This window comes from Nitrobacter sp., assembly GCF_051535235.1.
GTDB lineage: Bacteria > Pseudomonadota > Alphaproteobacteria > Rhizobiales > Xanthobacteraceae > Nitrobacter.
In genome coordinates this window covers 367,063-379,675 of the sequence record NZ_JBPPLZ010000001.1, presented here as the reverse complement: position 1 = coordinate 379,675, position 12,613 = coordinate 367,063, and the positions used below count along the sequence as shown (strand labels likewise).

Genomic DNA, 12,613 nt, shown 5'->3' with positions numbered 1-12,613 from the left:
CTGGATTCGGATGCGTTCATGGTCAAACGGACTTTTTCAACAGCCTGCTAACTCCGCGCGCGTCGCAAGCGGACATACAACGCGCCCTCGCCGCCATGGCCGACATGCGCCTCATCGAAGCCGGCGACCAGCGAGCGGAACTCCGGGAGGGCTAACCACTGCGGGACCCTCCGACGAAGCACGCCTGGTTCGGCGATTGTACCCGTCGCGCGGCCCTTGCCGGTAATGACGAGTACAAAAGTGAGGCCATCACCCGAGGCCTTCTGCAAAAAGTGGAGCAGAGCGCGATGCGCGCGCGCCTGGGTCAGGCCATGCAGATCGATCCGTGCATCGATGTCTTTGCGTCCCCGCGACAGTTGCGATCGCTCGCGTCGTGTGAGCGATACGGGCGGCGGAGCTTTGGTCCTTTTGACTTTGGCGACGTCGGGCGAGGTCGGCTTTGGCGCCGAAGCGGACGGCACCGCGATGCCTGCTGCCTCGCGCGATGGCACGGAAACTCCAGTCGACCGAGGGCGTTTGCGTAACGGTTTCGCCTGTGCGGCGACGCTTTCCCACAACTGACGTTCGGCATCGGTAAGAACGCGCTGGCGGCGCGGCCGTGCGAAGGCATCCGACGACGGGCGTTTCATCGGATCGGGCGATGCCAGCGCCGGCGGTGATGACGCGCCCGCTGACGATCGGACCTGACTTCGGACCCGACGCCGGGCCGCACCACCGGAGGCGGAGCGGCTTCCGAGGACTCGGCTTTCGCCGCCGGCACGGCAGCAGGTCCAGCCGGCTTGGCAGCCGGGGCAACGGGTGAGGATACGGACTGTTGCGGGGCGGCCTTGCGGCCGTCCGGCTTCTGATGCTTCGGCGGAAACAGCTTTGCGATCCTTGCCGAGGGCCGCTTTTCCGGAAGCGGCATGGTTCTGCCGCTCACGGCGGGATCGAGGCTGTTCGGTACAAGCATCACGAAATGCATATTGTGGCGCAGACGGCCCGATATGCGGCCTGCTTCCGAACCTGCGCCGAAGTAAAGGTCGGCGCGAGCCGGGCCGACGATCGCCGAGCCGGTATCCTGCGCGATCATCAGTCGATGGAACGGGGTTTTCGCCTGTTCGGATTCGATCGGCAATTCCCCTTCGATGAAGAACGGCGTGCCGTAGACATGTAGCGATTTATCGACCGCGATCGAGCGGCCGGGCGCCAGCGGCACGCCCTGCGCGCCGACCGCCTCGTCATGATCCGAGAGCTTCACCTCGTGGAAGAAGACATATGACCGGTTTTGGCGGCGCAACTCCTTGGCTCCATCCGGGTTCTCATTCATCCACTGCCTGATGCGCTGCATCGACATCTGGTCCTTCGGGATGATGTTGCGCTCGATCAGGATACGGCCGACGGCGGTATAGGGATATCCATTATAGGAATCATAGTTGATGCGCAGCGTCGAGCCGTCCTCGAGACGGACGCGCGCGGAGCCCTGGATTTGCGTGAAGAGCAGATCGGTCTGGCTCTTGAGCCAGCAGATCTCAAGGCCGCGGCCTGCAATCGCGCCATCCTCGATTTCGGCGCGGTCATAGTAGGGGACAAGCTTTCGGCGGCCGATCTTGCGATATACGGGTCCGCTGTTCGGCAGGCTCGGTGAGTTCTGCGTGAAACCCCGGACGAAAAGATTCGAGGGACGCCGGTAAACCGGCACGGTGTAGACGTCCGTTCGGGTGCGCGAGCCGTCGATAACAGGCTCGTAATAGCCCGTGACAAAGCCGTCGGCTTCGCCGAGACGCGAAATCCGCACCGGCCGGAAGCGGCTTTCGAAGAAGGCGCGGGCGCTGGCGTCTTTCGATATATCGGCCATGTTGGCGGCGCGGCACGGCTCCCGCAATGACGCGCCCAGCGCTTTCTGACTGACGGCCGGGGGCTGCCGCGCCGTTACCGCACGGCAGCTTCTGCGAAAGGCCCTGAATGCTTCAAGGTGATCGTCGTCTTTCCAGCCGGCGACATCGGCCCATGCCACCGGCATATATTGACCGCCCGCGATTTCGAACGGCCAGACCGGATGACGCGGGACGTGCCGCGCTTCGACCGCGGCAGGCACAAGCACGGCGGCGACGCAAAATCCGACTGCGCACCATTTTAACCGAGAAAGATCAGCTGGCGCTTCCGGTGCCAACCAGTTTCCAGTTCGGATCGCGCGAAGCGATATCGCGGGCAAACGTCCAAACATCGGTGATATCGGAAATCTTCTCAGGGTTTCCGTCGACAATTGCTCCCGACTTGTCGCGCGTGATCGAAATCATCTGCGAGATGAAGCGAACGGTCAGTTGCTCCGCGCCGTCACGCAATTCCGCGCCGATCAGTTCCACTTTGTCGATCGAGACAAACCGCGTTTCCGTCTGCTGTTCGAGTTTCTCCCGGTCCTTGATGGCGGCGTCGAAGCTGTCATAGACGTCCGTCGACAACAAGTCCTTCAAGGTCCGGCGATCGCCGTTGGCGAACGCCAGCACAATCATTTCGTAGGCGCTGCGCGCGCCACTGAGGAAATGCTTCGGATCGAAAGACGAATCCTGAGCCGCGATGGCATCGAGCCCGAGGGCGAGGGGCGTGCCGGGCTCGGTCAGATTTTTCCATCGCTCGGAGGCCGACGTCACATCGGCCGTGGGCCCCGACGGGGCCTGATCGATCACGGCGCCCGGTACCGGAACAACATTGTTGTCCTTCGCGCCATGCAGAACTTCGCGCGTCGCACGGTCGTAAGGCGGACGCTCACTTCCGGTGCGCTGTCCCAGGACGCTGCGCAGACGCAGGAAGATAAAAACCGCCAGCGCCAGAAAAATGATGGTGTAAATATCCACTTCGTCTTCACTTTCTGATCGGTCTGGTTCTCGTCCGGCGAACGAAGGTCCAGCGGGGGGTCACAGGTTCGCATCAGACGGCGTCGATAATGTAGGTATGATATCCAATCCGGCCAAGGGCGCGTTTTAGCATAACGAACGTGATCGGGGAGTTGTCTCCTGAAATGCCGTCTTGAAAGAACAATAGCGCGTTTCCGATCAAAGGGGAAATCGGATTGCGGCTAGAAAACGCGTTCCTTCAACAGTTTAAGCCGCTCGGTAGTGCAACCTGCGGCATTTTTTCCGAAAGCTCCGAGGCAAAACTGACGAGCAACCTCAGCCAGGGACCCTCCCGAGGGTCCCGCCGTCCTTGTGGACAGCGGCAGGCTTGTGATAGCCACTCGCGGCGGCGCGGCAATTTGCCCCTTCAAGCAAGCCTCATTCCCCGACTTCGCTTGAAACGTTTCAGGAGACATCCAAATGACCAACGGCAACGGCACACCTCCCGAGGCGGGCCCTTCACCCCAGTTGAATGTGCTGGCTCAATACACTAAGGATCTCTCTTTCGAGAATCCCAATGCGCCTGCCTCGCTTGCCCCGCAGCAAGCGCCTCCCTCGATCAGCGTTCAAATCAATGTCGGCGCCACCAATGTCGCGGAGAACGACTACGAGGTGGTGCTCAAGGTCGAGGGCAAGGCCGAACATACCGGCAAGCTGATGTTCAGTTTCGAACTGGCCTATGCGGGCGTGTTCCGGATCGTCAACGTTCCCCAGGAAAACCTGCATCCACTGGTCATGATCGAATGCCCGCGGCTGTTGTTCCCGTTCGCGCGCGAAATTGTTGCGACGGTTGTTCGCGACGGCGGATTCCCACCGCTGATGCTCGATCCCATCGATTTTGTGAGCCTGTACCGGCAAAACATGGAACGTCAGGCGGCGGCCCAACAGCAGCAACAACAGCCAAGCTGACGCTAATCCCGACGCGAAGGGCTCGCGCGTGCGCAAGGTGGACCGGTTTTCGGACGCGTCGCGCTCAATCGTGAAGGAAGGATAAGGGTCTGACTCAACTGCGCTGATTCAGACTCTGGAGCCTTTATCGATAGCCTTTCGAGTCTGATGGATCAGAAACAAGGCTCCGTGATCTGGTTTTGACGCGTTTCTTGACCCGAACTGGTTCCACCCTCGGGCAGGCGGAGGGCGTGTTTCGCTCGAAAACGCCAAGCTCTTTCAGCTTGGTCGGGTCTGCTTCAAGCCTCGTTTCCGGCGAATTCCATCCAGATTGCCTTCTCGCCGAGCGTCGCGATGAAATCGCGATGCGCGATGCGGTCGGCATCGGTCACGCGCGGCGCCAGCGGCGCAGGGCGTTGACGTCTCGGCATATCGAGGGTTCCGCCGCTCTGACGGGACACTGATTCCACCAGGATCAATTGCGACTGCCGGGCGCCGATCAGATCGATATAGACTTCCGCGAGCAGTTCCGCGTCGAGCAACGCCCCGTGTTTGGTCCGGCGACTGTTATCGATGGCGTAACGCGAGCAGAGATCGTCGAGCCGGTTCGACACGCCGGGATGCTTCCGTCGCGCCAGCAGCAGCGTATCCACCAGCCGCTCTCGCTCGATCGCCTGCCGCTTGAGGCGATCGAGTTCCGCATTGATGAAGCCGATATCGAACGAGGCGTTGTGGATGACAAGCGGCGCGTCGCCGACAAATTCCAGAAACTCATCCACGATCTGCGCGAACAGCGGCTTATCGGCAAGAAATTCACTCGACAGGCCATGCACCGCGAACGCTTCCTGCGGCATGTCGCGTTCCGGATTGATGTAGCGGTGAAACGTTTGCCCCGTCGGCATGCGATTGAAGATTTCAACACACCCGATTTCGACCAGACGATCGCCGCGCAGCGGATCAAGGCCGGTTGTTTCCGTATCGAGAACGATTTCGCGCATAATTCCTTCGGACTCGCGAATCAGGGACGCCGTCGCGGCATTTTAGCAGCCTGCGCCAGAATTTCCCGGATGCGCTCGCGCACATGGTCGATACCATGCGAAGTGTCCACTACGAAATCTGCCCGGCTGCGCTTTTCAGCGTCGGGTAATTGCCGGGCCAGGATCGTCGTCAGCTTGTCGCCGGTCATGTTGTCTCGCGCCAGGATGCGCTCGCGTTGAACGTCCGGCGTCGTGGTGACGACGACGACCACGTCGACATTCTTCTCGCCGCCGGTTTCGAACAGCAGCGGCACGTCCACCACCGCCACATCGGCGCCCGATCGCTCGGCCCCGTCAAGAAACGCCTGACGATGCGCGTGCAGCATCGGATGCACGATCTGCTCGAGCCGTGTCATGGCGGCAGCGTCGTGCACGACCCTTGCCGACAGCTTCTCGCGGTCGACCTTGCCATGGACAGTCGTTCCCGGAAACGCCGCCTCGACGGCTGGTGCCGCCTCCCCTTCGTAAATTTTGTGAACGGTCGCGTCGGCATCGTAAACCGGCACCCCGGCTTCCGAAAAAAGCCTGGCGGTGGTCGATTTCCCCATTCCGATCGATCCGGTCAGCCCAAGCACCAGCATGTGCGAACACCCGACGTCACAGCGACAGCAGCCCCTGGCCGCGCAGAAAAGCAAGCAGCGGCAGCAGCGGCAAGCCGAGAATGGTGAAATGGTCGCCCTCGATCCGGCTGAACAGGTGGACGCCCAGCTTCTCGAGCTGATAGGCGCCGACGCTCGCGTTAGCCGCATCGCCAGCCGCATTCAGATAAGTCTCGATCGCTTCCTCGCTCATATCCCGCATCGTCATGTGGGCGGCCGATACATTTTCAAAGAGCGGCCTGCCGTCGCGCACGATCGCGACACCGGCGTGCAAGGTGTGCGTCCGGCCGGACAGCACGCGCAGGTGTTCCGCAGCCCCCACGCGGCCAGCCGGTTTGTTGAACAGATGGCCATCGGATTCAAGCGTTTGATCGGCTCCAATGACGTAGCGGCCGGGCGAGCGCGACGAAACTTCGCGAGCTTTTTCGCGGGCCAGGCAAACGGCGATTTCATCGCCCTTGGTCAGGCCCGAATTCCGCTGAACGGCTCGCTCGTCGATCGCGGCTGGAATAGTCTCGAATGACAGGCCGGCATTTGCAAGCAATGCCTGGCGAACCTGACTTTGCGATGCCAGGATCAAGGGCTTCGGTTCGAGCCAGACCGGCGTCACCGACCCTGCTCCGCCTGCCGCTGCCGTTGCCGATCCGCAAACAGCTTCATGATCGCTGCGGCGGTCTCTTCGATCGACCGGCGCGTGACGTCGAGCTGGACCCAGTCGTGCTTCGCGCTGAGGCGGCGGGCATAGGTCACTTCATCGGTAACCGATTGGCGATCGATATAGGTCTCGTTGCCGGCACCCGAGCCGATGCTCAACAGCCGGTTCTGCCGGACCTGAATGAGACGCTCGGGCGCTGCATGAAGGCTGACGATCAGGGGCTTTTTCAGAGTTTCCAGTTGACGCGGGATGGCGATGCCCGGCACCAGCGGCACGTTCGCAGTGCGGATGCCGCGGTTGGCAAGATAGACCGACGTTGGCGTTTTCGACGTGCGCGACACTCCGACCAGAACGACGTCGGCCTCCTCCAGCCCTTCGACATGCTGTCCGTCGTCATGCATCATGGTGTAGTTCAAGGCGTCGATACGCCTGAAGTAGTCCGCGTTCAGCGTATGCTGCGCGCCGACTCGGCCGATCGTGGAAGCGCCGAGATAGGCCTGAAACAACTGCATCACAGGACCGATAATCGAAAGACTCGGGCTGTTGATTTCCTGGCACTTGGCTTCGAGACGCTCGACCAGATCCTTTTCCAGGAGCGTGAACAAAACGATTCCCGGCGTTTCCTCGATTTCCGCAAGAACGCGGTCGAGCTGCTTCTGGCTGCGCACCAGCGGGTAGACGTGTTCGACCGGCGTGAGGTTGGCATATTGGGCGGCGACCGCACGCGACACCGTGATCAGCGTCTCGCCGGTCGAATCAGACACCAGATGAAGATGAAAATTGCTGCCGGTGATGGGCGCCATGACCCCTGAATACCTGTGCATCGCTGTGGAGTTCGAACCGCGATAGGGCTCATCCGGCAAGGACCGCGGGATAACCGGGGTTTTTGCTCACAGGCCTCACGGCAGTGATAACTCCGTCGATCACCGGCTATGATAATGAGACTGTGTGGAAATGTCTCTGGGTAATTGCAGCCCAACAACGCGTAAGTGTTTGCGCTGCTAACGATCTTTCGGTTTCGCGGCTGAGCAGGTCTTAATTCGGCAGCGTTGTGAAGAAGCTTTTGAAAGAGCCGGGACAGAATTGTGCCCGCCGAATTCACCGCCACTTAGACTCAAACTTTAAGAATCTAAAAAGTAATTTTTAGAAAAGAGTCGCTTGCGGAGATCGTCCCGATCAGGTCTCTATCCGTCGCCGGAATAACCCGGATGCCGGCTGTATGTTCCGACAGATTGACGACCGTCGGGTCATCCGAGCGAGAAGATCGATGTACGAATGGATCAAGGCATTTCATGTGATTGCGGTGATTTCCTGGATGGCCGGGATGCTCTATTTGCCGCGGCTGTTCGTTTATCACTGCGAGGCCGAGATCGGCTCGAAACAATCCGAGACCTTCAAGGTGATGGAGCGGCGGCTCTTCAAGGCGATCATCAATCCGGCGATGATGGTGGCCTGGGGGCTCGGGCTTTATATGATGTGGGTGCATCAATGGTATCTGGCGGGCTGGTTTCAGGGAAAGCTGGCGCTGGTGATCCTGATGTCCGGCATTCATGGCTATTTCGCTCGCCGCGTGCGGGATTTCGCGGCCGATCGGAACGTGATGAGTCAAAAATTCTATCGTATTATCAATGAGGTGGTTACAGCTTTGATGGTCGGCATCGTCATACTTGTTATCGTCAAGCCGTAACGGGACGGAAGCGGGACGTTGCCGGCTGGAAAAAGAATGCCGTCAATCCGTGACTTGATCGCCTTCCGGCGCTAAACCCGCGTTCCCTTTGCGGAATTTCGCGCCAGGGCGGACAGGCAAGACCGGGGACGTCACGCTGGTTCCGGGTCGCCGGGCTGCTTGAGCAGACAGCCTTCGACGGAAGACTGATGCACTCCTCCTTGCACGAAAGCGTTCAATTTTCTATATTGCTGATATCCCACCCCAAGCAGGCGGATGTGGTCACGATCCGGTTTCGTTGTTGAGCCGGCCGCCACGCCAGGAAGCCTTTCGGCATCTTCCTTGCCCAAAGTTTTTTTCCACGGTCAGGATCTGCGGACGTTCTCTCAAGCCGTCCGCATCTTCGTGAACCCGCCTGACGATCCTCCTCGAAGCGTTCCACAGGACCCTCCCAAATGCGGGAAATGAAACTTCAAGACCTCAAGGCCAAGACGCCAGCCGAACTCGTCTCGTTCGCGGAAGAGCTTGGGGTCGAAAATGCCAGCACCATGCGCAAGCAGGAGCTGATGTTCGCCATTCTCAAGCAACTGGCGATTCAGGAAATCGATATCATCGGCGAAGGCGTGGTCGAGGTTCTTTCCGACGGCTTCGGATTTTTACGCTCGCCGGACGCAAACTATCTGCCGGGCCCGGACGATATCTACGTCTCGCCGTCGCAGATCCGCCGCTTCGGCCTGCGAACCGGAGACACCATCGAAGGTCACATCCGCAGCCCGAAGGAAGGCGAGCGTTATTTTGCGCTGTTGAAAGTCAACACGCTCAATTTCGAGGACCCGGAGAAGTCGAAGCACAAGGTCAACTTCGACAACCTGACGCCGCTGTTCCCCGATCAGCGGTTTCGGCTCGAACTGGAGGACTCAACCCGCAAGGACCTGTCGGCGCGGGTCATCGATATCGTCGCGCCGATCGGCAAGGGACAGCGTGCGCTGATCGTGGCGCCGCCGCGCACCGGCAAGACCGTGCTGATGCAGAACATCGCGCACTCCATCACCGCCAACCATCCGGAATGCTATCTGATCGTTCTTCTGATCGATGAGCGCCCGGAGGAAGTCACCGACATGCAGCGCTCGGTGAAGGGCGAAGTCGTATCCTCGACGTTCGACGAGCCGGCCGTGCGTCATGTCCAGGTCGCCGAGATGGTGATCGAAAAGGCCAAGCGTCTGGTCGAACATGGCCGCGACGTCGTGATCCTGCTCGATTCGATCACGCGCCTGGGCCGCGCCTACAACACCGTGGTGCCCTCCTCCGGCAAGGTGCTGACCGGCGGCGTCGACGCCAACGCGTTGCAGCGGCCGAAGCGATTCTTCGGTGCTGCGCGCAATATCGAGGAAGGCGGCTCGCTGACCATCATCGCCACCGCGCTTGTCGACACCGGCAGCCGCATGGACGAGGTGATCTTCGAGGAGTTCAAGGGCACCGGCAACTCCGAACTCATTCTCGACCGCAAGGTCGCCGACAAGCGCACCTTCCCGGCGATCGACATCGCCCGTTCCGGCACCCGCAAGGAAGAATTGATCACCGATCCGCAACTGCTCAAGAAGATGTACGTGTTGCGGCGCATTCTCAATCCGATGGGCACCATGGATGCGATCGAGTTCCTGCTCGACAAGCTGCGCAACACCAAGAACAACTCTGAATTCTTCGAGTCGATGAATACCTAAATATCACCGGCTCTCCAAGCTTGACACTTGGCCTGTATATCGAGCGTTCCTATGCCGGCTTGGATGATGCAATCCCTTTGGGATCGTTCAAGGTGACGTACTGTGCGACCGAGCGGGCGCAGACGACTCCCGTCACGTAGGTTGTCAAGACAATGGCGATGATAGCGACGATGATCCCGCCGATAATGTCGATAGCGTAGTGGGCGCCATCGATCGGTGTGGAAGCGATCATCAGGATGTTGAGGACAACGGCAGGCCAACGCAGTCGCCGAATCGGCCATAGAGCCCAGACATAGAGCAGCGCCGAGACGGTATGAAAGCTTGGAAATGTGATCAGGCCTTCGAGATCGTTAAGGCGAACGATGTGCACGAGGCCGCTGCGGATACCCTCAAGGTGCCGGATGTGAGCATAGGGCGTCGAGGGGGTCAGATTGGAAAAATCTGAGGGATGTATTCCGAGATAGGCGTAATAGGCCACCGCTGGTACGAAGGTGAAGACGGCGAGTGTGATGGTGAGCGACGCCACGGTGGCGACGATGAATTGTTGCAGCCTCGCGATTCTCGACGTCGCTATCAGCGCGATCAGGACAATCGGCATCTGCAGTTTCATGGAAAAATAGGCGAGGTTTCCGAGATAGCCTATAGTCGGATGTGAGTTGAAGAATGCAAGGTAGGATAGCCAGTCAAAACCGAGGGTTTTGTCGGCGGTGTAAAGCATGGCATCGCGATAGGGAAATGCGGGCGCGGCGGCGGCATAGCTCAAAAGAGTCCCAAGCAACAGGATCAGGGTGAGCTGTCCGGCCGCTTCCGTGCCGGCTGATATCCATGGATCGATCCGGCGACAGCGATAGTACCACGCCACCAAAAAGCACAGCGGAAAAACGGTCAGGATCATCCAGCCGCTCCGCAGATCGAGCGACAGGCCGGCAGCCCAATAGCTGACAGCAAGCCCTCCGGTCATGGCAGTGATGAGCAGCCAGATGATCCGGTTGGCTGGTCTAAAAGCCGAAAGGTCCAGGACGCCCGATGACATGGGTGGACGCTAGCCAGATCGTGTTAAAGGCGGCTTACCGTCGTAAATACCTTACAGGCCGGACGGTTGCTTTAAGACTCTATAAACCATTGATTTGTGACCAGACGATCAGATCAACGGGATCAGCCACCGGCAGCGAGCAGCTCTGGTTGCGGCAGACAAAGACTGCGGCGCCCTGCACGGAATTCGCCTTGGCGCGCGCGGGGTGATCGGCCGGCAGCGCATCGGCATGCGGCACGTGCAGCACGATGCTTGTGGCGTGCGGCAGTTTTCGCGCGGTATTGAGCAGCGCGTCGGCTTGCGTGCCCTCGCCGACCACGACGATCTCCGCGCCGGTGAGGCGGAGATCGAGCGCGTTCATCAGCGACAACTGTCCGAAGCCAGTCGCGGTCGCGCTCGGCAGCAACGCGGCGAACAGCGCGTCGATGCGCTCGCGCCACTTTGTATCGCCGGTCAGTGCCGCGAGGCGGACCAGGTTTTGCGCGATCAGTCCGTCATGGTTGGGGATGGCATCGTCGGCCGTCGCGTGCGGCCGCACGATCAACCCTTCGGCATCGTCGGCGGTGAGATAATAGCCGCCGTGTTCGACGTCGGCGTAATGCGTATCCAGCGTCGACTGCCAGCACAGCGCCTGCTCGAGGAACGCGTTGTCGCCGGTCGCCTCATACAGGGCAAGCGCCGCGCGTCCCATCGCGGCATAGTCGGAAGCGAGCCCCGGAATCAGCAGCCTTCCCGCGCGCCACGAATGACCGAGCCGCCCGTCGCGGGTCATCGCGGTCCGAACGAAGTCGTACGCGGTGCGCGCGGTCTGCAGCCAGTCCGCGACGTCGAAGGCGCAGGCTGCGTGAACGAGCGCGGCGATCATCAGGCCATTCCAGTCGGCGAGAACCTTGTCGTCGAGGCCCGGACGAACGCGACTTGCGCGACGCGCCAACAGCTTTTCGCGCAACGCCCGCATGCGTGGATCATCGCCGTCGTCGACGCTGGCACTCTTCAGGCGATTGGGAATGTTATCGCCTTCGAAATTGCCCCTCGCGGTGATGTCGTATCGCGCGGCGAAATCGGCGGCGTCGGCCGCGCCGAGCACCTCTTCGATCTCTTTTAGCGACCAGACGTAGAACTTGCCCTCCTCGCCGTCGGAGTCGGCGTCGAGCGAGGACGCGAAGCCGCCCTCCGCCGTCACCATCTCCCGGCAAAGCCAATCGACGGTCTCGATCGCGTGTTCGCGGTACAGCGGATTGTGGCTGCGTGCGGAGTCGAGCGCGAGCAGGTCGAGGATCTGCGCGTTGTCGTAAAGCATTTTCTCGAAGTGCGGCACCAGCCACTTGTCGTCGACCGAATAGCGGGCATAGCCGCCGCCGAGATGATCGTAGATGCCGCCCTGGCTCATCCGTGTCAGGGTCAGTGCGGTGGCGGCGAAGAAGCGTTCATCGCCGGTGCGCGCGCCGGCGCGCCAGAGAAATTCCAGCACCGAGCATTGCGGAAATTTCGGCGCGCCACGCAGCCCGCCGTGCACGGGATCGATTGCATGCATGATCGAGGCCGCGGCGCTATCGAGTTCGGCGGGGCCGAGATTCGCCGGATTTTCGGACCTGGCGCGTTCGGAAAGCCGGGCGAGCAGCGCATCGCGGTTTTGCGCGATCCGGTCGGGCTTGTCGTGAAAAACCCGCGCCACTGATTGCAGGACGTCGGTAAATGCCGGGCGGCCGTAATCGGGCAGCTTCGGAAAATACGTGCCGCCCCAGAACGGCGATCCGTCTGATGACAGGAACATCGTCAGCGGCCAGCCGCCCTGCTCGCCGAGATGATGCAGCGCGGCCATGTAGATTTGATCGATGTCCGGGCGTTCCTCGCGATCGACCTTGATACAGACGAACAACTCGTTCATCACCGCGGCGACCTCGTCGTCCTCGAAACTTTCGTGCGCCATGACATGGCACCAGTGACAGGCGGCGTAGCCGATCGACAGCAGGATCGGACGGTTGGTCCGCTGCGCCTCGGCGAGCGCCGCGGGTCCCCACGGCCACCAATCGACGGGATTGTACTGGTGTTGCAGCAGGTATGGGCTCGTTTCCGCAGCCAGACGATTCGCGGGACGGCCGGAGCCGGCTGCGGCGTGGTTCATATCGAGGCGCCCTTCT

The 12,613-nt window shown here is 60.6% G+C and carries 13 protein-coding genes; 3 read left to right on the top strand and 10 right to left on the bottom strand.

The genetic code is table 11. The annotated features are described in order from the left end of the window. Positions 1-47: 47 nt before the first annotated feature. The 3 genes from ACS3WA_RS01860 to ACS3WA_RS01850 are packed head-to-tail and all read right to left on the bottom strand — an operon-like array spanning position 48 to position 2,834. Positions 48-629: a Smr/MutS family protein gene (locus ACS3WA_RS01860; protein WP_438276852.1), complete on the bottom strand. Its 582-nt coding sequence runs from the start codon at positions 627-629 to the stop codon at positions 48-50. Continuing rightward, positions 626-2,206: a murein transglycosylase A gene (gene mltA, locus ACS3WA_RS01855; RefSeq protein WP_438276851.1), complete on the bottom strand. Its 1,581-nt coding sequence runs from the start codon at positions 2,204-2,206 to the stop codon at positions 626-628. Before mltA ends, ACS3WA_RS01860 begins: the two co-directional genes overlap by 4 nt. Further along, positions 2,130-2,834, bottom strand: coding sequence for a Tim44/TimA family putative adaptor protein (locus ACS3WA_RS01850; protein ID WP_438276850.1), 705 nt, complete (start codon positions 2,832-2,834; stop codon positions 2,130-2,132). Before ACS3WA_RS01850 ends, mltA begins: the two co-directional genes overlap by 77 nt. Before the next feature lie 459 nt (positions 2,835-3,293). Here ACS3WA_RS01850 and secB point away from each other — a divergent pair, with 459 nt between their 5' ends. Continuing rightward, the gene (gene secB / locus ACS3WA_RS01845; protein ID WP_438276849.1) at positions 3,294-3,782 is read left to right on the top strand and encodes a protein-export chaperone SecB; all 489 of its coding nucleotides are present in this window, start codon (positions 3,294-3,296) and stop codon (positions 3,780-3,782) included. Positions 3,783-4,060: 278 nt separating this feature from the next. Here secB and dnaQ read toward each other — a convergent pair whose 3' ends face one another. The 4 genes from dnaQ to ACS3WA_RS01825 are packed head-to-tail and all read right to left on the bottom strand — an operon-like array spanning position 4,061 to position 6,855. Beyond that, on the bottom strand, positions 4,061-4,759 hold the full coding sequence (dnaQ, locus tag ACS3WA_RS01840) for a DNA polymerase III subunit epsilon (protein WP_438276848.1): 699 nt from the start codon (positions 4,757-4,759) through the stop codon (positions 4,061-4,063). A 20-nt stretch (positions 4,760-4,779) separates the two neighbouring features. Then, complete coding sequence (gene coaE / locus ACS3WA_RS01835; protein ID WP_438276847.1) at positions 4,780-5,379, bottom strand: dephospho-CoA kinase; 600 nt, start codon at positions 5,377-5,379, stop codon at positions 4,780-4,782. 16 nt (positions 5,380-5,395) lie between these two features. Then, on the bottom strand, positions 5,396-6,007 hold the full coding sequence (locus ACS3WA_RS01830) for a Maf family protein (protein ID WP_438276846.1): 612 nt from the start codon (positions 6,005-6,007) through the stop codon (positions 5,396-5,398). After that, on the bottom strand, positions 6,004-6,855 hold the full coding sequence (locus ACS3WA_RS01825; protein ID WP_438276845.1) for a pyruvate, water dikinase regulatory protein: 852 nt from the start codon (positions 6,853-6,855) through the stop codon (positions 6,004-6,006). Before ACS3WA_RS01825 ends, ACS3WA_RS01830 begins: the two co-directional genes overlap by 4 nt. Before the next feature lie 464 nt (positions 6,856-7,319). Here ACS3WA_RS01825 and hemJ point away from each other — a divergent pair, with 464 nt between their 5' ends. Further along, positions 7,320-7,739, top strand: coding sequence for a protoporphyrinogen oxidase HemJ (gene hemJ / locus ACS3WA_RS01820; RefSeq protein WP_438276844.1), 420 nt, complete (start codon positions 7,320-7,322; stop codon positions 7,737-7,739). 131 nt (positions 7,740-7,870) lie between these two features. Here the strand turns inward: hemJ and ACS3WA_RS01815 are convergent, their stop codons facing one another. After that, the gene (locus ACS3WA_RS01815) at positions 7,871-8,068 is read right to left on the bottom strand and encodes a hypothetical protein (RefSeq protein WP_438276843.1); all 198 of its coding nucleotides are present in this window, start codon (positions 8,066-8,068) and stop codon (positions 7,871-7,873) included. A gap of 105 nt (positions 8,069-8,173) precedes the next feature. On the opposite strand from ACS3WA_RS01815, the gene rho reads away from it, so the two are divergent. Beyond that, on the top strand, positions 8,174-9,439 hold the full coding sequence (rho, locus tag ACS3WA_RS01810) for a transcription termination factor Rho (protein ID WP_292619400.1): 1,266 nt from the start codon (positions 8,174-8,176) through the stop codon (positions 9,437-9,439). A 49-nt stretch (positions 9,440-9,488) separates the two neighbouring features. Here the strand turns inward: rho and ACS3WA_RS01805 are convergent, their stop codons facing one another. Continuing rightward, positions 9,489-10,472 carry a phosphatase PAP2 family protein gene (locus tag ACS3WA_RS01805; protein ID WP_438276842.1) on the bottom strand — a complete coding sequence of 328 codons (984 nt, stop codon included), beginning with the start codon at positions 10,470-10,472 and terminating at the stop codon, positions 9,489-9,491. Between the two features lie 79 nt (positions 10,473-10,551). Further along, entirely contained in the window at positions 10,552-12,597 is a 2,046-nt protein-coding gene (locus ACS3WA_RS01800; RefSeq protein WP_438276987.1) for a thioredoxin domain-containing protein, read from the bottom strand. Between the last annotated feature and the right edge of the window lie 16 nt (positions 12,598-12,613).

What these genes read in the sequence shown, in the direction of transcription:
- ACS3WA_RS01860 (WP_438276852.1), bottom strand. Translation starts at nt 629, where the DNA reads ATGAAACGCCCGTCGTCGGATGCCTTCGCACGGCCGCGCCGCCAGCGC.
- mltA (WP_438276851.1), bottom strand. Translation starts at nt 2,206, where the DNA reads ATGTTTGGACGTTTGCCCGCGATATCGCTTCGCGCGATCCGAACTGGA.
- secB (WP_438276849.1), top strand. Translation starts at nt 3,294, where the DNA reads ATGACCAACGGCAACGGCACACCTCCCGAGGCGGGCCCTTCACCCCAG.
- dnaQ (WP_438276848.1), bottom strand. Translation starts at nt 4,759, where the DNA reads ATGCGCGAAATCGTTCTCGATACGGAAACAACCGGCCTTGATCCGCTG.
- coaE (WP_438276847.1), bottom strand. Translation starts at nt 5,379, where the DNA reads ATGCTGGTGCTTGGGCTGACCGGATCGATCGGAATGGGGAAATCGACC.
- ACS3WA_RS01825 (WP_438276845.1), bottom strand. Translation starts at nt 6,855, where the DNA reads ATGGCGCCCATCACCGGCAGCAATTTTCATCTTCATCTGGTGTCTGAT.
- hemJ (WP_438276844.1), top strand. Translation starts at nt 7,320, where the DNA reads ATGTACGAATGGATCAAGGCATTTCATGTGATTGCGGTGATTTCCTGG.
- rho (WP_292619400.1), top strand. Translation starts at nt 8,174, where the DNA reads ATGCGGGAAATGAAACTTCAAGACCTCAAGGCCAAGACGCCAGCCGAA.
- ACS3WA_RS01805 (WP_438276842.1), bottom strand. Translation starts at nt 10,472, where the DNA reads ATGTCATCGGGCGTCCTGGACCTTTCGGCTTTTAGACCAGCCAACCGG.
- ACS3WA_RS01800 (WP_438276987.1), bottom strand. Translation starts at nt 12,597, where the DNA reads ATGAACCACGCCGCAGCCGGCTCCGGCCGTCCCGCGAATCGTCTGGCT.